We start from the raw sequence: 18,492 nt of genomic DNA on the forward strand, positions 1-18,492 counted from the left end.
TGCCAATTTTGTGCTGAGTAAAGAGGGGAGATCCATCAGAAGGCTGGCACAGGTGGAGGGGGGAGAGAAAATATTTTTCAATCCAGCGGAAAGTGAAAAGCGATTCGGATATTTATTACAAAATTGTTAACGAAAAATTGGATGACTCTACCAGAAATCCTTTTAAAACAATGAAAAAATAAACATAAATAATGAATAAATTAGATATTATGAAATTGTAAAACGGGTAGATGCAAAAAATAGATTTAACTTCAGGCAGAATGAATGATAAAATAGAGCCTCAGAGGACACGAAGTTGTCTGAAACTGACAAGAACACATGGGACAGGCTTTCACAAAAATGAATCTCATGCATAAAGGGAGCGCTGTCCGGCTAGGGTGTTTTTTGTGAAACAGCTCAAAAATGGCCATGTCGGACGGTTTAGGCATTAAAAGCGCATCAGCCGCTCTGACAATGGGCTGAGCGGGATGAAAGGGAGGAAGTTGAACGATGCATATCGGAACAGGAGAGCTGATCGTCGTGCTCGTGGTGGCGCTGATCATCTTCGGCCCGTCGAAGCTGCCCGCGCTGGGCAAGATGGCGGGTAAGGCGGTGGGAACGCTGCGTCACTATGCAGACAGCAACAACTGGGATGAACTGCTGGAGGAAGAGGAAGAGGAGAAAAAGTCCGGAAAGAAGCAGGAGGAGAAGTCTCAGAAGCAGACGGAGATTGAGCAGGAGGCGGAGCCTGTAGAGGAGCCCGCCGAAGAAGCAGAGCAGGCGGAGCCTGCCGAAGAAGTGGAGCAGCCGGAGCAGGCCAAGGAGGGCTGAGCAGTTCCGGCGGCAGAAATTGTCAAGAATAAAGGAGAGCGGATTGTAATGTTTGGAAAATTTGGTACTGTGGAGATACTGCTGATCCTGGCGGTGGCTCTGCTGATCTTCGGGCCCACCAAGCTGCCGAAGCTGGGCAAGGCCATTGGGCAGACCATTGGAAACTTTAAGCGGAGCAGCGCCGCCGCGGAGAAGGCTGAAGAGAAGCACGACAGCAAAGAGTCCTGAGCCCATCCATGAGCCGCGCCACATTAGAGCAGGACAAGAAGAAAACCAGAGCGAAGGACGGTCCGGGCGCTGAAACGGATCGGAAGGAACGGGAGGAATACGGAGAGGAGACGGACGAGCTGGAGGATGACGTGCCCCAGGGGGGCAGGATGTCCCTGCTGGCCCACCTGAATGAGCTGCGCCGCCGGCTGACCATCTGCGCGGTCTGCTTTCTGGTGGGGGTGGCACTCTGCCTGAGCCAGGCGGAGTGGTTCACCAACCTGCTGCTCTCCCGGGGAGAGAACTTCTCCTTTGTGTACATCGCACCGGCTGAGCTGATGATGACCTACGTGCGGATCTCCCTGGTGGGGGGCGTGGTGATCATCATCCCTGTTATCATCTATCACATCTGGCGCTTCCTCCAGCCGGGGCTGAAGCGGGCGGAACAGATGGGCTTCAACCTGATCATCACGGTGGGGCTGCTGCTGTTCTGCCTGGGGGCCCTGTTCGCCTTCACCATCGTGCTGCCCATCCTGCTGGGCTTTTTTGCACGGCTGAATACCTCCGGGACTGTGACTGCCATGGTGTCAGTGCAGGAGTATGTCAGCTATGTCATTTCCACCATGCTGATCTTCGGCGTGATCTTCGAGACCCCCATTGTGCTGGTGGCCCTCACCGGCGTGGGGCTGGTCAAGCCCAAGACGCTGCAGAAGAACTTTAAATATGTAGTGCTGATCATCCTGATCGTGGCCGCCGTCATCACGCCGCCTGACGTGACATCCCAGGTCCTGGTGGCCATCCCGCTGATGATCCTGTTCTACGCCAGCATCATCCTGTGCAAGATCCTGTTCCGCCGCAAGCTGGCAGAGCAGGAGGAAGATCTAGATTGAGCGTGTGCAACCACCGGGACGGCGGAGACAGAGCGTGAAGCATTGAGGGGACGCGCCCCGCCCGGAGTGATATTGCAAATTGAGAAATGAGGAGGAATACAAAGTGAGTGGTAAAAAGGAGAACGTGCAGAGCAGCGGCATTACCCGCCGAGACTTTGTAAAGGGTCTGGCCATCGGGGCTGCGGGCCTGGGGATTGCCACCATTCTGCCCGGCGGGATCATCACCGCGGCTTCCGCGGCGGACACCACCACCAAGCAGCAGGTCGGCAAGCAGGGCGACGGCATCTATATCGATGGCGTGGCTGAGAACATGAAGAGCAAGACCTATACTCTGGAGTTTGTCCAGCCCATCAAGCTGGTGGCGGTGAAGGACGGCAAGGTGCAGAGCGAGGGCACCTGGCGCACCACCAATAAGCACCTGGTCTCTGTGGACCCGGACGGAACCACCATCATGCGGGACGGCGTGGGCGGCTACGATGTGGAGATCTCCTGGACATTGGGGAGCACCACCTATGCCGTGACCCTGCACACCGGCCAGACCGCCGGAGCCCACGCCATCGAGGTGGATCACCCCATGACCCGGGGCGACTTTATGATCCGCCTGGCCAAATATTTCGGCTGGCCCCACTACAACGCCGTGATGGACGACGGCACGGACATCAATGACAAGGGCGAGGTCATGACCACGGAGCGGGTGCGCAACTTCTATGATGTCACTGGCGACAATGACTATGTGAAAGCCATCGAGTCCGCCCTGGATATGGGCGTGCTCACCGCCACCTCCCCCGAGGACTGCTTCTATCCCATGTCCGAGATGACCCGGGAGGACGCGGCTGTGATCCTGGTCAGCGCTTTCAAGATGTCCAAGCTGGGTGCCGATTACATCTCCAAGTTCGATGACACCAACAAGATCGACAAGAACTGCTATGACGCTCTGAATATCTTGGTGGGCCGCAACTTTATGCGGGGCCGCAGCAACACCACCCTGAATCCCACCGATGGCATCACCGACACCGAGGCACGCATCATCATCGACAATATCGACCGCCGTGTAGTCTGCCCCGTGTGGGCCATGCCGGTGAGCAACCGGAAGTTCGTCCGTGTCCGTCCCGAGTGGTTTACCTCCACCCAGGATGCCGTGGTCCATTGGCGCTGTAAGGTGGACAAGTACTCCCACCCCGAGCTGAACGGCCTGTTTGTCCAGGACCGCGGCGTGGGCGTGTACGTGGGCACCGGCTGGAGCGACTGGTATGACTATATCCCCGGCTACTCCACCGACCCCTGCTTTGGCCTGAACAACAACAAGGACCTGCCTTACGACGCGACTTGGCTTATCGTGGACGTGGAGTGCTATGCCACCAAGCCCGGCATGGAGGACAGCCCTGTCACCAAGTTCATGTGGCGGATCGAGCGCCCCGCGTGGCACGACTTTGCCTTTGACAAGCTGCATGACGCCGGGGAGAACTTCCCCGCGGTCTACCGCTACTTCGACAACTTCCAGGCAGCGGCCTACTACATCGAGGGCAGCAAGATGGGCATCCTCTTCGACGGCCTTATGCCCACCAACACCAGTATTTCTCTGATCGATCGGGTGAAGGAAGTGGCGACCAAGCCCTTCGTCTTCGTGCTGGGTCACAACCACGGCGATCACTCCGGCGCGATGCCCTATGCCTACGACGCCGGCGTGGATGTCTACATGTGTGACCGTGTTGGCCCCGCCGGCGGGGATTGGAGCATCCAGGTGTACAACAAGAAGTACACCAGTGCCAATGCGGTGATCGACTCAGAGAAGACTGGTACCTACACTGGGGACAAGGTGCATCTGATTGATGAGGGCTATGTCTTCGATTTGGGCAACTGTAAGTTCGAGGTAGTCCATCTCCCCGGCCATGAGGATGCATCCATCCTGATTTATGACCGGGCCAACGGTCTGCTCTTCTCCTCTGACATCTACGCCGTCAACCGCTACTGGGTGGCGGACCAGTTTGCCGCCAAGGGAGTGAAGCAGGACCTGCTCCTGTCCCTGCACCAGCAGCTGATGGACATCTATACCAAGGACGGCGCTCAGGTCAAGGAGCTGTACACCGGCCACAACCGCATCGGAATGGGTGGCGACTACCTGACTATCTGGGAGCAGTGCCTCCAGAAGCTGGTGGACTACGGCCCTGACGGTGTTTCTGATGACCGCCGCGGTGACGGTGCCATTCTGGCCATTGATGGAAACCCCTACGAGACCATGAACTGGACCGGTTTCGCTGAGGACGGCAAGATGATCCACGCTCAGTACAAGGGCCTCTATGACGGCAAGACCTATTACCGTCTTGAGGTGGACAACCGAGGGACCGAGAACCCCTTGGTGTCCAGCAACATGTACTGGGATTACAAGACAAACGCCCACCTGAGCAATATCACTTTCAAGGATGCCACCCTGGTGGGCCACGACTTCAAGTACAAGACCGGCTTCGACACTGTGGACGACAAGCTGGAGGACGGCCGTCTGAAGTACGCCATCCCCAACAAGTTCGTGCCCTATGAGTATGACTACGAGGTAAAGGTGGGGGCCCTTCAGAGCACTGTTACCTTTACGCCCGTGGCCATGTCCAACCGGATCAAGGACCTGAAGGTCAACGGGAAGTCGGTCTCCAGCCGCTGCCCGGTGAGCGTGCCCGCCTCCGGCAAGACCACCATCGAGGTCACCGGACCCGACGGGAGCACCAAGGCGACGTACACCCTGACCTTTGTTGTTGGCTGAACCAACAGAAAAAAGTGTGCATAAAAAGTCCCGGCCTGGCGCAAATGCGTCAGGCCGGGACTTTTTTAAAAAATTTTGTACTCCCCTGGACAAAGGGGGGCTCCCGAGGGTCTAATAGGCAGAAAGGGGGGAGCAGCGTGAACGACCAGGAGTACTGGCAGGGGGTGGAACAGTGCCGGGAACGGCTGTGGCGCATCGCGCGGATGTGGCTGTCCGATGACAGCGCGGCCATGGACGTGGTGGACGAGGCGGTGTTCCGGGGCTGGAGGGCCTGCGGAAGACTGCGCCACCCGGAATATTTCACCACCTGGCTCACCCGCATCCTGCTCAACGAGTGCAGCCGGGAGAAAAAACGGCAGGACCGGGAACAGGCGGTGGACCAGCTGCCGGAGCAGGCCTGGGAGGACCCGGACCACCTGCCTCTGAGGGCGGCGGTCCAGGCACTGCCGGAGCAGCTGAGAGCAGTGATCCTTCTGCGCTATTTCTTCGACTGTACTTTGCGGGAGACGGCAGAGCTGCTGCGGATGCCGAGGAGCACGGTCCACACACGGGAGAAAAAGGCGCTGAAGCTGTTGAAGCTGGAATTGAGTGAGGAGGTCTGAAGATGGAGCGCATGGAGGAATACCAGAGAATGCGGGAAGAGGAGGCCGGCCGGCCCGTCCCGGCGGAGCTGGCCTGCCTGGAGACCAGGGTCAGGGCCCGGGCGGCGGAGCGGCCGAGGAGGAGAAGAGGACCGGTCCTGGCGGCTGTATGCCTGTGTCTGGTCCTGGGGACCGGCATGGCCTGGGGCATGGGCGGTTTCGCCGCGCTGGACCGGCTGCTGGGGGAAAACGCGGGACAGTTGATCCCCTTCTATCAGGAGGTGGGAGAGACGGTCCGCCTGGAGGACGGGATGGTGGAGATCCAGGGCGTCACCTTTACCAGCCACAGCTGTACCGTGGTCTACCGGCTGACCGCCCCAAACGGAGAAGAGGCGGCGGAAACGCCTCCCTTCTACTGGAAGCTGATCCAGGGAGAGGCGGGCCCGAAGGAGTCCCCCTTCTCCTCCTTTGTGGAGCCCAGCCGGAATGGGCAGGATCTGGGAGGAAACCTCGGCTGGGAGGAAGTGCTGGAGGGAGAGAAGCGGGGGAGCACCTATCAGGTCTTTACCGTCAGCGTGGAGGAGGACATGAGTCAGGTGGAAGACCCCAAGCTCCTTCTCTACTTTTCCAGGGCGGTGGACGGGGTCCCCTCTGCCGATGACGTGCCCGGCGGCACTCTGCTGACTATCCCGGCGGAGGAGGTGCTGGAGGAGCGGGTGGTCCGGGTACCGGGGGACGGGGAGATCCGGCAGGTGAGAGTCAGCCCGGCGCTGATCTCCGCCCAGACGGCTGTGCCTGCCGAGGGAAATCCCGTCAACCTCGAAGTGCTCCGGGAGGCCCCGGAGATCCGGCTGCTCTACCGGGATGGGACGGCCTGGGAGCTGGAGCAGGAGCATGTCTTTCAGAAAGAAGGACGGCCCGACTACTGTGCCAACGCGGGAGAGGACGGTCTGCTGATCCTGAACTGGTTCCTGCGGGAAGCCCCCCCGGATCTGGAGGATCTGGAGGCGGTGGAGGTGAACGGGATCCGGTGTCCCGTCGAGTAGGCGCAGAAATGCCGCGCCGCGTACAGGAAAGCTGTACGCGGCGCGGTGTTTTATCGTTTCAGGGTGGACAGGCGCCCGGCTCACTTGCCAGGCTTGAAGCTGTCCTTCAGGGAGACCGCCCGGTTGAACACCAGAGCGCCGGGCTTGGAATCTTTGCTGTCCACGCAGAAGTAACCCAGCCGGAGGAACTGGTAGTGGGCGGGGGCCTGGGCATCGGCCAGAGAGGCCTCCAGTTTGCAGCCCTCCAGCACCTCCAGGGAGTTGGGGTTCAGGCAGTCCAGGAAGTTCTTATCCCCGGCGTCCGGGTCGGGGTCGGTGAACAGGTTGTCGTACAGGCGTACCTGGGCGTCCACGGCGGTGGCGGCGTCCACCCAGTGTAGGGTGGCCCCTTTCACCTTGCGGCCGTCGGCGGGGTCTCCGCCCCGGGAGAGGGGATCATACTCCGCCAGCACTTCCACCACGTTGCCCGCCTCGTCCTTGACGCAGCCGGTGCAGGTGATGAGGTAGGCCCCCTTCAGGCGGCACTCAGGCCCGCCGGGGAAGAGACGCTTGTACTTGGGGACCGGGGTCTCCAGAAAGTCATCGGACTCCAGATACAGGTGACGGGAGAAGGAGACTGTGCGGGTGCCGGCGCCGGGATCGTTGGGGTTGTTCTCCACCTCCAGGGTCTCGCTCTGACCCTCGGGGTAGTTTGTGATGGTCAGCTTGATGGGATGGAGCACCGCCATGGCCCGCTGGGCATGCTCGTTCAGATCCTCCCGCAGGCAGTGTTCCAAAAAGGCATACTCCACGGTGGAGGTGGCCTTCGCCACGCCGATGCGGTCGCAGAAATTGCGGATGGAGACGGGGGTATAGCCCCGTCGGCGCAGGCCGCACAGGGTGGGCATGCGGGGGTCGTCCCAACCGGAGACGTAGTCCTCCTCCACCAGCTTGCGCAGCTTCCGCTTGGACATGACTGTATAGTTGATGCCCAGGCGGGCAAACTCGATCTGCCGGGGCTTGCTGGGGACGTCGGTGTTTTGGATGACCCAGTCGTACAGGGGGCGGTGAGCCTCATACTCCAGGGAGCACAGGGAGTGGGTGATGCCCTCCAGGGCATCCTGGATGGGGTGGGCGAAGTCGTACATGGGGAAGATGCACCACTTGGTGCCCTGGCGGTGGTGCTCGATGTAGCGGATGCGGTAGAGCACCGGGTCCCGCATGTTGAAGTTGCCGCTCTCCAGGTCGATCTTGGCCCGCAGGGTGTACCTGCCCTCGGGGAACTCGCCGTTCTTCATCCGCTCAAACAGGTCCAGAGACTCCTCGATGGGGCGGTCACGCCAGGGGGAGCGGGCGGGGGTGGTCACATCGCCCCGGTACTCCCGGAACTGCTCGGGGGTGAGCTCACAAACATAGGCCAGGCCCTTCTTGATTAGGCCCACAGCCAGCTCGTAAGTCTTTTCAAAGTAATCGGAGCCATAGAAGAACCGGTCGCCCCAGTCGAAGCCCAGCCAGTGGATATCCTCCTGGATGGCGTCCACGTACTCGGTGTCCTCCTTGGCCGGGTTGGTGTCATCCATGCGCAGGTTGCAGATGCCGCCAAACTTCTCGGCAGAGCCGAAGTCGATGATAAGCGCCTTGCAGTGGCCGATGTGGAGATAGCCGTTGGGCTCGGGCGGGAAACGGGTGTGGACCTGCATCCCGGCAAAGCGGCCGCCGGGGGCGATGTCCTCCGCGATAAATTCATGGATGAAATTCTGGCTGGGGGCGGGGCCTTCCCTGCTCTGAGTGGAAATAATGGTTTCGTCGGACATATCGGGTCCTCCTCTTGCGTAAACTTAACTCTAATTTTATACCATATTTCAGAGGAATAATCAACCGATTCCCACGTAAATGGGAGAAAACCGGGGGAACATACAGAAAAGAGGGGAAGAGAGGAGACAGCTCCGTTCAGTTCGGAGAAAAGCGGGCGGGACCGGCCTGGCGCGCCGCGGAAAAGCGTTGCCTTTTTGACAAAAGGCAGGTATAATAAAACAAACCAGAACACAGGTCCGGGAGAGCACCCGGAGGCGGAGAGGAGGCGCGGCCTTGAACTACGATGTGCTGGTAGTGGGCAGCGGCCCGGCGGGCCTGGCGGCGGCTGTGGCCGCCCGGGGACGGGACAAGAGCGTCCTGGTGGTGGGCAATCCCTGGCAGGAGAGCCCCCTGGCCCGGGCGGAGCGGATCGACAACTATCTGGGGCTGCCCGGGGTCAACGGACGGGAACTGATGGAGCACTTCAGCGCCCATGCCCAGCGGGTGGGGGTGGAGTTCCACACCGGCCGGGTGGTGGCGGTGATGGCCTGGGAGGGGTTTGCCCTCACGGCGGGCAGCGAGGTGTTCCAGGGGCGCACTCTGGTGCTGGCGCCAGGGGTGGCCCGGCTGGCCAAGTACCCGGGGGAGGCGGAGCTGCTGGGCCGGGGGGTGAGCTATTGCGCCACCTGCGACGGGATGCTCTACCGGGGCCGGGCGGTCACAGTGGTGGGCCGGAGCAAGGACGCCCCCCAGGAGGCCAACTACCTGAAAAGCTTGGGCTGTCAGGTGGTCTATGTCTCCCCCCAGGAGCCCAAAGGGCTGGACCGGGAGATCCCATTCGTCCGGGCCGGAAAGCTGGAGGTGCGGGGGACCGACCGAGTGAGCGCCCTGGTGGCCGACGGCGCGGAGCTGCCCTGCGAGGGGGTGTTCATCCTTCGGGACGCCCTGGCCCCTACCGATCTGCTCCCTGATCTGGAGCTGAGGAACGGGGCCATTGCGGTGGACCGGGAGATGGCCACCAGCCTGCCCGGCGTGTTCGCTGCGGGGGACTGCACCGGCGGCCCTCTCCAGGTGGCCAAGGCGGTGGGCGAGGGCCACACCGCGGGCCTGAGCGCGGCGGAGTATGTGGACCGGAAACGCAATGAACACCAATGAGACAGAAGGGAAGGATCAAAAATGTCATTGAAGCATTTTACCAGAGAGACCTTTGAGAAGGAACTGAACGGCGGCGCGCTGATGCTGGTGGATTTCTGGGCGGAGTGGTGCGGCCCCTGCCGTATGCTGGGCCCAGTGATCGAGGGACTGGCCGACGAGTATGAGGGCCGGGCCGTCATTGGCAAGGTGAACGTGGACGAGGAGGGGGAGCTGGCCATGCGCTATGGCGTGATGAACATCCCCACCGTGATCCTCTTCAAGAACGGCAGGGAGATCGACCGCAAGGTGGGCGTGATGCCCGGCGCGGTGTTCACCCAGGCGCTGGACGAGAATCTGTAAAAGCCAAAGCGGGCCCCGCACCACCGGTGCGGGGCCCGCTTTTATTCATGCATCCGGGGAGGCGAGGAGCAGGTCCAGCTCCTCAAGGGTGTCGTTGGGCAGAAGGGCCAGGAGGCGGACCACCTGCCCGTCCTCACCGGCGAGGGCCAGGACATGGTAGGCGTTTTCGTGATACGGGATCAGAGAAAAGCGGAAGACCGCCCCGTCCCGGCCGGTCAGAGACAGGGCGCGGGCACGCTCCAGGTCGTACCACTGCTCCAGCGTTCCCTGGGACTGATAGGCCAGCCACTCTGACAGCCAGAGGGAGGAGTCCTGAAAGTCCCGCTGGAACAGGCGCTCCATCTCCCGGGCGAAGGCGGGGTCTGACCGCCGGACCTGGCCGCAGACCCACGCCTGGGGGGCCTGGATGGCGGCGCGGATCTGTTCGGCCTGGGCCTCTTCATAGTCCAGCTGCGCGCCCCGAAGGCCGTCCAGGGCCCGGACTTGGGCGGCGGGCAGCTGCCAGCAGGAGCGGGCGCCGTCCGCCCCCTGGAAGGAGACCGGGCGGACGTCCTCCTCCCCGGAGGGGGCGTGGATGGTGAAGGTGCCCAGCTGCTCCTCCCCCCGCCAGGCGGTGAGATAGGACGCCGGCGCGGGCAGCTCCTGGGGAGCGGGGGAGAGCGGGACCATAGAGCCCAGGATCTCCCGCACCTGTGTCAGGACCTCCGGGCTGTTCAGGCAGGGGGGCGGGGTGGAGGAGAGGGTAAGGTGCACAAAGAAGTCGGCCTCCTCCGCCGTCTGGGCGGGGGCGGCGGGGGCGCTCCTGCCGCCGGACAGGCGGGGGAGGAGCAGGGGGAGCGCCAGGAGGCACAGCAGAGCGGCGGCCGGCCAGAGCCGGCGGCGGGGCGGAAATTTTTTCATGGGGCACCTCCCGGCAGGTATATTTGAGGGGCCTGGAACATAGACTTGGGATACCATTGTATCCCAGAACGGGGAAAAAGACAAGCTCAGGGAGGGCGGAGGCATGGGCCGGGGCAATTCTGTAACCAAATTTTCATCTTCTCGTAACGAATTCGATAGGATATCTCCGCCGGAAGATGCTATACTGAATACACAACAAGGAAGGGAGGTTCCCTCAATGAAGAAATGGATGATCGCGCTGATGATGGCCGCACTCCTGATCGTACCCATGGGCGGTATCGCCTATGCCGTCGGAGAGGGAGCGCCCGCCGCCCCGGCTGCCGGGGAATTCATACCCGGCGACGTGCCCGCCCAGAGCGGCACCATGGATGCCATGGTGGCCCCTGTCAACGCCCTGGTGATGTGCATGGTGGAACAGGGCCTGGCCTACAACGACCAGGATGACGTGTTCCTGTGGAACAGCCTGTACTATATGCTCAGCCTGTGCGGCCAGATGGACGAGCGGGCGGAGCTCACCGATGACATGCTGATCCTGCCCGCGGAGACGGTGGCCGACTACGCCGGCGCTCTGTTCTCCAACTTCGACGGACTGCCCGCCCTGCCCCGGGAGATGAACGGCCGGGTGAGCTATGACTGGCAGAACGACACCTTCCGTCTGGCCCGGGGCGACGCCGGACTGACCGAGACCCGCCTGGGTGAGATCACCGAGCTGGGCGGCGGCCGTGTCCAGGTGGCCGGAGCCCTGGTGAGCCTGGAGGATGAGTCGGTGCTGTGCAGCTTCACGGTGGACCTGGTCCGCAACAACAGCATGTTTGGCTATGCGATCTCCGGATTGGATATCCTCTGATATGCCCCTCAGCCCAGAAACGCGCCGCAGCTGCGGCGCGTTTTTGGCTGTCCGCCCCAGGCTTTTTCCCGGGACGGAGGTATGAAATGGGGAGGATCTGCCTATATTGGAAGAGATACCTTGCTATTTTGGGGAGCGCATATTATAATAGGCCCTGTTCGCGGCGGAGACGCCGCAGGATCTTGAAAAACTGGGGAGAGGTGCTTGAAACATGACCCTGGAGATACATGACTATATTCAGCCCGGGCGGACCGCCCATCTGGTGGGGATAGGAGGGGTGTCCATGTCCCCGCTGGCAGAGGTGCTCCACGGGGCGGGGGTGCGCATCACCGGCTCCGACGCCCACGAGAGCGGGGCGGTGGAGCACCTGCGGGCGCTGGGGGTCCCGGTGACCATCGGCCACCTGCCGGAGAGCGTGGAGGGGGCGGACTGCGTCATCCGCACCGCCGCCGTCCATGATGACAACCCGGAGATCGCCGCCGCCCGCCGGCTGGGCATCCCCGTCTTCGAGCGGGCCCAGGCGTGGGGAGCCATCATGCGGCACTACCACAACGCCCTGTGTGTGGCGGGGACCCACGGAAAGACCACCACCACCTCTATGTGTACCCACATCTTTCTGGCCGCAGGGCTGGACCCCACTGTGATGATCGGCGGCACCCTGCCCGCCATCGGCTCCGGCTACCGGGTGGGCAAGGGGGAGACCATCATCCTGGAGTCCTGTGAGTACTGCAACTCCTTCCTCTCCTTCTTCCCCACCGTGGCGGTGATCCTGAATGTGGATGCGGACCACCTGGATTTTTTCAAGGACCTGGAGGACGTGGAGCACTCCTTCCGCCGCTTCGCTGAGCTGGTGCCGGCAGACACCGGCGTAGTGGTGGCCGACCGGGACGACCAGAACACCATGGAGACCCTGGCCGGGCTGGAGCGTCCGCTGATCACCTTCGGCCTGGAGGAGGGGGACGTCCACGCCGCCGGGCTGGAGTGGGTGAACGGCTTCCCCAGCTTTGACATCGTCTTCCGGGGGGAGAAGGTGACCCGGGTGGAGCTCCAGGTGCCGGGGGAGCACAACGTGCGCAACGCCCTGGCCGCCGCCGCCGCCGCGCTGGCCCTGCGGGTGCCGGTGCGGGGCATCCGGGAGGGGCTGGGCGCCTTCCGGGGAGCGGGCCGCCGCTTTGAGCACAAGGGGACATACCGGGGGGCGCAGGTCTATGACGACTACGCCCACCACCCTGAGGAGCTGCGGGCCCTGCTGACCATGGCCCAGAGCCTGGGATATGGGCGGGTGATCTGCGCTTTTCAGCCCCATACCTATTCCAGGACCCACGAGCTGTTTTCCGATTTTGTGGAGGTGCTGAAGCTGCCGGACCAGGTGCTCCTGGCGGAGATCTTCGCGGCGCGGGAGCAGAACGAGCTGGGCATCTCCTCCCGGGACCTGGCAGAACAGATCCCCGGCGCGGAGTTCTGCCCCGGTGTGGAGCAGGTGGCGGAACGGCTGGCCCAGCTGGCCCAGCCGGGGGACCTGATTTTGACCGTGGGAGCGGGAGATATCTTCCGAGCCGGAGAGCTGCTGCTGGCCGGACAAGAGAAGGGCCCGGCCGGAAACTGAAAAAGAAGTTTGCAGGGGCGCACCATGTGCGCCCCTGCTGCTGTGATGCGGCCCGGCGGAAAGCCGCCCCCACATCCGTCGCGGCATGCGCCGTATCACCTTCCCCGGGAGAAGGCTTTTGGGAGCGATCTCTGCTGGAAGAGGCGGAGGATAGAATGATCCCCACAGGAGCGGCGGGGCCCCTGTGGGGATCGCTGTCTATTTCAAACTGCGCGTTCAGGGGGTCTCTTCCTGTATCGGCGTTGGGATGGAAGCGGGGCAGCGGCCGTTCCGGACGATCTGGACGGTGTAGGCGATAAGCATTTCGTAGATCTGGAGCGCCAGGGGGGATAGCTTGGAGACGGGGGTGAATTCTTTGGCATAAGCCAGGTCAAAGGTCAGATCCTTCTCAAGAGAGAGCTTCAAAAGCGACTTTCTGACCATCCTGGACAGCTGAAGAGGGGTGTGAGAGCCGCCGAGGTGGATGGAGGCCCGCAGCATAGCTGAAAAGAGGAACTCGTCCATCCGGTTCAGATCGATCGGCTCGATGGCGGGATCAGTCAAGGTAAAGTTGGTTTGACTATCTGACATTAAAATCACCTCGTCACCATTATAATCTGATTTTCCGATAATAACAACGGGAATTCTCCATATAATCTGTTTACCAGATAAAAATGGAGGTATCCCCCGTGAGAGTCAGGAGGGACTATGGAGATAAGAATTGTATTGGAAGAAATGTGGTTTCGCTTCGCAAGGAAAAGAACATAAAACAGAAAATACTGTTGGCGCAGCTCCAGCTGAAGGGGATTGACATCGGGCAGTCCAGCCTCTCCGCCCTGGAGGGTCAGCGCCGGGAGGCCAGTGACCGGGAGGTGCTGGCTCTCTCCCAGATCTTTCAGGTGCCCATGGAGCGGCTGTTCCAGCCGCCTGAGGAGTGAGTCCCATTTCAGAGGGGGCGGCATCCCACCGGATGCCGCCCCTTCGGTTCAGGGAAGGCCGGGTTTTCGGTTGACCTGCCCCCTGGATTACGGTACAATAGGAGTTAACTGTGAAACTGAAGAACCGAGGACAGAGAGATATGCTGGATCAAGAACAGGAACTGAGATTTGCTAAGGCCCGCCGGGGGGCCATCGCCCGGGAGTTCGCCCATCTGAACCCAGAGCAGCAGAGGGCGGTGCTGGCCACCGAGGGGCCGCTGCTGCTGCTGGCCGGGGCTGGCAGTGGAAAGACCACCGTGCTCATCCACCGCATCGCCAACCTGATGAAATACGGCCGGGGCTCCGACAGCCCGGAGGTGCCGGAGCGGGTGACGGAGGATGACCTGCGCTTCCTGGAGGAGTATGCTGCCTCCGGCGCGGGAGACAGGGCACGGCAGGAGGCACTGTGCCGCCTGGAGCCCGCCGCCCCCTGGACCATCCTGGCCATCACCTTCACCAACAAGGCTGCCGGTGAGCTGAAGGAGCGGCTGGAGCGGATGCTGGGCCCAGCCGCCAATGACATCTGGGCCTCCACCTTCCACTCCGCCTGTGTGCGCATCCTGCGCCGGGACATCGAGAAGCTGGGCTTCTCCTCCTCCTTTACCATCTATGACACCGACGACTCCCTGCGGGTGGTGAAGGACTGCCTGAAGGACCTGAATATCGACGAAAAGCAGTTCCCGCCCCGGTCCGTGCTGGGCTACATCTCCCGGGCCAAAGACGCTATGAAGCTGGCGGAGGAGTATCTGGCCGACTGCGAGCGGGCGGGGGATTTCCGCCTGACCAAGATCGCTAAGGTGTACGTGGAGTACCAGCGCCGGCTGTGGGAGGCCAGCGCCCTGGACTTTGACGACATCATCCTCCACACGGTCCGCCTGCTCCAGCAGCACGAGGACGTGCGGGCCTTCTATCAGCGGAAATTCCGCTATGTGCTCATCGACGAGTATCAGGACACCAACAATCTCCAGTATCTGCTGGCCTCCACCCTGGCGGGGGGATATGAGAACTTCTGCGTGGTAGGGGACGATGACCAGTCCATCTACCGCTTCCGGGGAGCCACCATCGAGAACATCCTCTCCTTTGAGGAGCAGTACAAGGGCTGCCGGGTCATCCGGCTGGAGGAGAACTACCGCTCCACCCGCCACATCCTGGAGGCATCCAACGCCGTCATCCGCAACAACCAGGGCCGCAAGGGCAAGGAACTGTGGACCCGGGCGGGGGAGGGGGAGAAGCTCCAGCTCTACACCGCCATGAACGAAAATGACGAGGCCCAGTATGTGGCCGCCCGTATCCTGGAGGATTACAGCCAGGGCCGGCACTGGAAGGACCACGCCGTTCTCTACCGGATGAACGCCCAGTCCAACCAGGTGGAGCAGGCGTTCAAGCGCAACGGCATCCCCTACCGCATCATCGGGGGCACCCGCTTCTTCGACCGGGCGGAGGTCAAGGACATGATCGCCTATCTGGCGGTGCTGAACAACCCGGAGGACGACCTGCGCCTCACTAGGATCATCAACAACCCTCCCCGTGGCATCGGGGCCAAGACGGTGGAGACCGCCCAGGAGATCGCCCGGCGGGAGGGGGTGTCCCTCTTTGCCGTCATCGACAACGCGCGGATGTACCCCGAACTGGACCGGGCGGCGGCTAAGCTGGCCCAGTTCTCCGGAATGATGGGGGAGCTGGCCCAGCAGGCCCAGACCATGCCCCTGCCCGACTTCTATGAGGAGCTCATCGCCCGCACCGGTTACGCCGTGATGCTGGAGAGCAAGAACACCGTGGAGGACCGGACCCGTCTGGAAAACGTGCGGGAGCTGCTCACCTCCATCAACGGCTATCTGGAGAATGCGGGGGAGGAGCCCTCCCTGGCGGGCTTCCTGGATGAGATCGCCCTGTACACCGACCTGGACAGCCACGACCCAGATCAGGACTGCGTGGTGATGATGACCATGCACTCGGCCAAGGGGCTGGAGTTCCCGGTGGTCTTTGTGGTGGGGGCCGAGGAGGGCATCTTCCCCGGTATCCGGGCCATCGGAGAGACGGAGGAGATGGAGGAGGAGCGCCGCCTGTGCTACGTGGCCATGACCCGTGCCAAGGAGAAGCTGTACCTCACCTGCGCCAATCAGCGCATGCTGTTCGGCCGCACCAGCTCCAACCGTCCCAGCCGCTTTGTGGACGAGATCCCCACGGAGCATCTGGAGCGCTCCGGCCGCACCTTCCTGGACCCGGGCGTGGGGGACTGGGGGGGCATCCCCAGCCGCACCTCCGGGTACGGGGGATACCAGCGGGGGGAGCAGAGCTACGGCGGCTACGCGGCCCGGGGGAGCGAGGCGCCCCAGCGGCCCGCTCCGCCTTCCTACGGCGGTTTCACCCGGGCCATGGGGGGGCGCACCGGCGGCGTCTATCCCGCCGCGCCCGCGGCCGGCCGTCCTCAGCGCCCCCTGGGCGGCCGCCCGGCTGCCGCCGCAGTACCAGCGGTGCTGCCCACCTTCCAGAAGGGGGACATGGTGCGCCACAAGGCATTCGGACAGGGGATGATCCTGTCCGTGCAGAAGATGGGGGGCGATGCCCTGGTGGAGATCGCCTTTGACAACGTGGGCACCAAGCGGCTGATGCTCAAATCCGCTGCCGCCCACATGGAGAAGATATGAGGAGGAGCGGCTGTGGACCGAAATAAAAGGACGGCCAGGACGCTGACGGCGGCGCTCTGCCTGGCCCTTCTGGCTGGATGCGGCGCGGAAACGGCCGGGGAGAGCCTGGATGCCGATGAGATGCACCCGGGATGGAGCACCGTGACCACCGATCCCTCCGCCTACGGCATCACCTATCAGGAGCTGGAGGATCTGAGCGGCATGCCCCTGGACCAGCTGACGGCCTACTGCCTGGGGGCGGACGGGGTCTACGGGGAGAACGGCTTTGACCAGCTGTACCACCGGTTCCTGGAGGCCCCGGATACCGTGCTGTCCTACCTAGCCTTGATCGACAGCCGGGAGGAGCGGGAGCTGTTGTGCACACACTTGGCTTCCGCTGATGTGTCCTGGTACGGCGGGACCGAGGCGTTTGGCGCGATTTTGGACCGCCTGGCCGGAGAGAGCGGGACCAGTGGGGAGCTGGCGGAGCTGATCCAGACAGAGTGGAAATCTTTGCAATAAACAGAAATAGCTGCGCGCCCTCCCGAAAGGAGGGCGCGCAGCCGTTTTTTGGATAAGGGCCCGTGGGCATCCATGTCACACAGACAGAGAGACGGAGGGGACGGCCTGCTGGGGCGCGGCGGCGGGGATGGGCTTCGTCCCGGCGTGAGCGGTGTGCAGCAGCAGCACCCCGGCGCCGGCCAGCAGGATCTGGGTCAGGGGGACGGACAGCCAGACCCCGGACAGCCCCAGCCCAGTGCGGGGCAGGATCAGGGAGAGGGCCACCAACACGACGGGCTGGCCGTAGATCAGCAGGTCGGCCCGGGTGATCTGCTCGGTGGCGCAGAAGTAGGAGGTCAGGATGCGCACTACCGACATGAACGGGAGATAGAGCAGGAACAGGGGCAGGATTACCTGGAACAGCCGGGTAGCGGCATTGGATGCCCCGAACAGGTGGGGGATGGCGGACCGCCCCAGAAAGAGGGCGATGCCGCAGAGCAGGGCGGCGGCGGGGGCGGAACGGAAGGTCAGTGTACGGACCTGAGCCAGCGCCTCCTGTTCTCCGGCGCCGTAATACCGGCTGAGAAGGGGCTGCGCCCCGTCCCCGATGCCCTGGATGATGAAGTGGACCATGCAGATGGCGTAGCTCATGACCGCATAGCAGGCCACCGCCAGGGAGCCGCCGTAGGCCAGCGCTCCCCGGTTGATGACCACCAGCGTGACCGTGTTCAGCATGGTCAGGCCGAAGGGGGACAGGGAGGTGGCAAGCAGGCGGAGAACGGTCCTCCGGTTCAGACGGAAGCTCACCCCCCGGAACACCCGCTTCACCCGGAACAGATAGACCAGCCCCAGGGCGGCGGACACCCCCTGGGCGATGACGGTGGCAGCGGCGGCCCCGGCGGTGCCCCAGCGGAAGACGGAGATGAACAGAGCATCCAGCACCACATTGGTGAGGAAGCCGGCGGTCATGGAGCACATGGCGGCGTCCGCCCCATCATAGGTGCGCAGCAGGGGGACCAGCCCGGTGCCCAGCACCTGGAAGAGCGAGCCCAGCACGATGACCCGGGTGTAGCTGTCAGCATAGGCCAGGACGGAGCCCTCCGCGCCCAGCAGAGGGAGCAGGGGGCGGTAGAGCAGGGCGAGCAGGGCGGTAGACAGCACGCCGGCCAGCAGGAGCAGCACGGCAGTGGAGCCCAGGGCGCGGTGCTCCTCCGCGGCGTCCCGGCGGCCGATGCACACGGACAGCACCACGGCGGCGGCCATGCCCAGCCCGGTGCCTAGGGCCTGGACCAGGGCGGTGACCGGCCAGGCCACATTGATGGCGGCCAGCCCGGCATCGCCCACGCCCTGGCCCACGAACATCCCGTCCACGATGGAGTAGACGCCGGAGAAGGCAAAGGCGATGACGGAGGGGAGCACATTGCGCCAGAAATTTCTTTGGATCATGAGAGGGGCCTCCTCAGGCTCCGAAAGACCGGAGCAGATGTGATCAGAAAGAGGGA

Annotated in this window: 17 protein-coding genes; 13 read left to right on the forward strand and 4 right to left on the reverse strand. The window is 62.8% G+C overall.

Translation table 11 applies throughout. The features are described from left to right. The first annotated feature begins 489 nt into the window (after window positions 1-489). The 6 genes from L9O85_RS04060 to L9O85_RS04085 all read left to right on the forward strand — a co-directional run bounded on the left by L9O85_RS04060 (window position 490) and on the right by L9O85_RS04085 (window position 6,286). Window positions 490-810, forward strand: a complete 321-nt coding sequence (locus L9O85_RS04060) for a twin-arginine translocase TatA/TatE family subunit (RefSeq protein ID WP_301579671.1) — start codon at window positions 490-492, stop codon at window positions 808-810. Window positions 811-858: 48 nt separating this feature from the next. Further along, complete coding sequence (gene tatA / locus L9O85_RS04065) at window positions 859-1,038, forward strand: twin-arginine translocase TatA/TatE family subunit (protein WP_050625160.1); 180 nt, start codon at window positions 859-861, stop codon at window positions 1,036-1,038. 8 nt (window positions 1,039-1,046) lie between these two features. Further along, window positions 1,047-1,907, forward strand: a complete 861-nt coding sequence (tatC, locus tag L9O85_RS04070) for a twin-arginine translocase subunit TatC (RefSeq protein ID WP_108979491.1) — start codon at window positions 1,047-1,049, stop codon at window positions 1,905-1,907. A 103-nt stretch (window positions 1,908-2,010) separates the two neighbouring features. Continuing rightward, entirely contained in the window at window positions 2,011-4,659 is a 2,649-nt protein-coding gene (locus L9O85_RS04075; protein ID WP_301579675.1) for a cadherin-like beta sandwich domain-containing protein, read from the forward strand. Between the two features lie 137 nt (window positions 4,660-4,796). After that, window positions 4,797-5,261, forward strand: coding sequence for a sigma-70 family RNA polymerase sigma factor (locus L9O85_RS04080; RefSeq protein ID WP_050625158.1), 465 nt, complete (start codon window positions 4,797-4,799; stop codon window positions 5,259-5,261). A gap of 2 nt (window positions 5,262-5,263) precedes the next feature. Then, complete coding sequence (locus tag L9O85_RS04085; protein ID WP_256182594.1) at window positions 5,264-6,286, forward strand: hypothetical protein; 1,023 nt, start codon at window positions 5,264-5,266, stop codon at window positions 6,284-6,286. An 80-nt stretch (window positions 6,287-6,366) separates the two neighbouring features. On the opposite strand, the gene L9O85_RS04090 is transcribed toward L9O85_RS04085, so the two are convergent. Next, entirely contained in the window at window positions 6,367-8,079 is a 1,713-nt protein-coding gene (locus L9O85_RS04090; protein WP_108979488.1) for a glutamine--tRNA ligase/YqeY domain fusion protein, read from the reverse strand. A gap of 274 nt (window positions 8,080-8,353) precedes the next feature. Between L9O85_RS04090 and L9O85_RS04095 the strand changes: the two genes are divergently transcribed. After that, the gene (locus tag L9O85_RS04095) at window positions 8,354-9,214 is read left to right on the forward strand and encodes an NAD(P)/FAD-dependent oxidoreductase (protein ID WP_108979487.1); all 861 of its coding nucleotides are present in this window, start codon (window positions 8,354-8,356) and stop codon (window positions 9,212-9,214) included. A gap of 21 nt (window positions 9,215-9,235) precedes the next feature. After that, complete coding sequence (trxA, locus tag L9O85_RS04100) at window positions 9,236-9,553, forward strand: thioredoxin (RefSeq protein ID WP_050625155.1); 318 nt, start codon at window positions 9,236-9,238, stop codon at window positions 9,551-9,553. A gap of 45 nt (window positions 9,554-9,598) precedes the next feature. Here trxA and L9O85_RS04105 read toward each other — a convergent pair whose 3' ends face one another. Then, the gene (locus L9O85_RS04105; protein ID WP_301579679.1) at window positions 9,599-10,453 is read right to left on the reverse strand and encodes a hypothetical protein; all 855 of its coding nucleotides are present in this window, start codon (window positions 10,451-10,453) and stop codon (window positions 9,599-9,601) included. A gap of 217 nt (window positions 10,454-10,670) precedes the next feature. On the opposite strand from L9O85_RS04105, the gene L9O85_RS04110 reads away from it, so the two are divergent. Further along, window positions 10,671-11,300: a hypothetical protein gene (locus tag L9O85_RS04110; protein WP_050625153.1), complete on the forward strand. Its 630-nt coding sequence runs from the start codon at window positions 10,671-10,673 to the stop codon at window positions 11,298-11,300. Window positions 11,301-11,511: 211 nt separating this feature from the next. After that, a complete protein-coding gene (gene murC / locus L9O85_RS04115) occupies window positions 11,512-12,906 on the forward strand; it encodes a UDP-N-acetylmuramate--L-alanine ligase (protein ID WP_256183529.1) in 1,395 nt (464 codons plus the stop codon). A gap of 216 nt (window positions 12,907-13,122) precedes the next feature. Here the strand turns inward: murC and L9O85_RS04120 are convergent, their stop codons facing one another. Continuing rightward, complete coding sequence (locus L9O85_RS04120) at window positions 13,123-13,476, reverse strand: hypothetical protein (protein ID WP_050625152.1); 354 nt, start codon at window positions 13,474-13,476, stop codon at window positions 13,123-13,125. A 191-nt stretch (window positions 13,477-13,667) separates the two neighbouring features. Here L9O85_RS04120 and L9O85_RS04125 point away from each other — a divergent pair, with 191 nt between their 5' ends. The 3 genes from L9O85_RS04125 (at window position 13,668) to L9O85_RS04135 (ending at window position 17,011) form a co-directional block, all read left to right on the forward strand. Continuing rightward, complete coding sequence (locus L9O85_RS04125; RefSeq protein WP_276853550.1) at window positions 13,668-13,823, forward strand: hypothetical protein; 156 nt, start codon at window positions 13,668-13,670, stop codon at window positions 13,821-13,823. A gap of 140 nt (window positions 13,824-13,963) precedes the next feature. Continuing rightward, window positions 13,964-16,510 (forward strand): ATP-dependent helicase, encoded by a 2,547-nt coding sequence (locus L9O85_RS04130; RefSeq protein ID WP_301579682.1) that lies wholly within the window; start codon window positions 13,964-13,966, stop codon window positions 16,508-16,510. 12 nt (window positions 16,511-16,522) lie between these two features. After that, window positions 16,523-17,011, forward strand: a complete 489-nt coding sequence (locus tag L9O85_RS04135; RefSeq protein WP_276758155.1) for a hypothetical protein — start codon at window positions 16,523-16,525, stop codon at window positions 17,009-17,011. 75 nt (window positions 17,012-17,086) lie between these two features. Here L9O85_RS04135 and L9O85_RS04140 read toward each other — a convergent pair whose 3' ends face one another. Next, window positions 17,087-18,436 (reverse strand): MATE family efflux transporter, encoded by a 1,350-nt coding sequence (locus tag L9O85_RS04140; protein WP_108979482.1) that lies wholly within the window; start codon window positions 18,434-18,436, stop codon window positions 17,087-17,089. Window positions 18,437-18,492 lie beyond the last annotated feature (56 nt).

It is taken from the genome of Lawsonibacter asaccharolyticus (genome assembly GCF_022453915.1).
Lineage (GTDB): Bacteria > Bacillota > Clostridia > Oscillospirales > Oscillospiraceae > Lawsonibacter > Lawsonibacter asaccharolyticus.

Excerpts from the sequence above, each read along its gene's own strand:
- L9O85_RS04085 (WP_256182594.1), top strand. The coding sequence starts at position 5,264 with ATGGAGCGCATGGAGGAATACCAGAGAATGCGGGAAGAGGAGGCCGGC.
- murC (WP_256183529.1), top strand. The coding sequence starts at position 11,512 with ATGACCCTGGAGATACATGACTATATTCAGCCCGGGCGGACCGCCCAT.
- L9O85_RS04060 (WP_301579671.1), top strand. The coding sequence starts at position 490 with ATGCATATCGGAACAGGAGAGCTGATCGTCGTGCTCGTGGTGGCGCTG.
- trxA (WP_050625155.1), top strand. The coding sequence starts at position 9,236 with ATGTCATTGAAGCATTTTACCAGAGAGACCTTTGAGAAGGAACTGAAC.
- L9O85_RS04105 (WP_301579679.1), bottom strand. The coding sequence starts at position 10,453 with ATGAAAAAATTTCCGCCCCGCCGCCGGCTCTGGCCGGCCGCCGCTCTG.
- L9O85_RS04140 (WP_108979482.1), bottom strand. The coding sequence starts at position 18,436 with ATGATCCAAAGAAATTTCTGGCGCAATGTGCTCCCCTCCGTCATCGCC.
- L9O85_RS04110 (WP_050625153.1), top strand. The coding sequence starts at position 10,671 with ATGAAGAAATGGATGATCGCGCTGATGATGGCCGCACTCCTGATCGTA.
- tatC (WP_108979491.1), top strand. The coding sequence starts at position 1,047 with ATGAGCCGCGCCACATTAGAGCAGGACAAGAAGAAAACCAGAGCGAAG.
- L9O85_RS04130 (WP_301579682.1), top strand. The coding sequence starts at position 13,964 with ATGCTGGATCAAGAACAGGAACTGAGATTTGCTAAGGCCCGCCGGGGG.
- tatA (WP_050625160.1), top strand. The coding sequence starts at position 859 with ATGTTTGGAAAATTTGGTACTGTGGAGATACTGCTGATCCTGGCGGTG.
- L9O85_RS04090 (WP_108979488.1), bottom strand. The coding sequence starts at position 8,079 with ATGTCCGACGAAACCATTATTTCCACTCAGAGCAGGGAAGGCCCCGCC.
- L9O85_RS04120 (WP_050625152.1), bottom strand. The coding sequence starts at position 13,476 with ATGTCAGATAGTCAAACCAACTTTACCTTGACTGATCCCGCCATCGAG.